This window comes from Rhodoplanes roseus, from assembly GCF_003258865.1.
Taxonomy (GTDB): domain Bacteria; phylum Pseudomonadota; class Alphaproteobacteria; order Rhizobiales; family Xanthobacteraceae; genus Rhodoplanes; species Rhodoplanes roseus.
This window is the reverse complement of the sequence record NZ_NPEX01000916.1, coordinates 1-252: the sequence shown is the minus strand read 5'-3', so window position 1 is coordinate 252 and position 252 is coordinate 1. Positions and strand designations below refer to the sequence as shown.

Below are 252 nucleotides of genomic sequence, written 5' to 3'. Positions count from 1 at the left end.
GAACCGTTCGAGCGTCGTCACCACCAGTGGCTGGTCGATGCGGGCGATGGCGTCGCGCAGCGAGAGGTGGCGGGTCAGATAGAGCACCCGCAGGTCGGCGACCGTGAATAGCGTCAGCGACCACGGTGCGCCGGTCATCTCGGCCAGCATCTCGGTGTGGCCGGTGTGGCCGAGCCCGGCGAGCTGCATGGCGACCTTGTTGATCGGGGCGGTGACCAGAGATGCGATGGCGCCGGAGCGGGCGAGGGCGAC

1 protein-coding gene is annotated in these 252 nt (G+C 69.4%); it reads right to left on the bottom strand.

Annotated elements, in window-relative coordinates; all coding sequences use genetic code 11:
• Nucleotides 1-252 (bottom strand): 4-hydroxythreonine-4-phosphate dehydrogenase PdxA (locus CH341_RS32995; protein ID WP_146604812.1); only part of this gene is annotated, 252 nt, incomplete at both ends.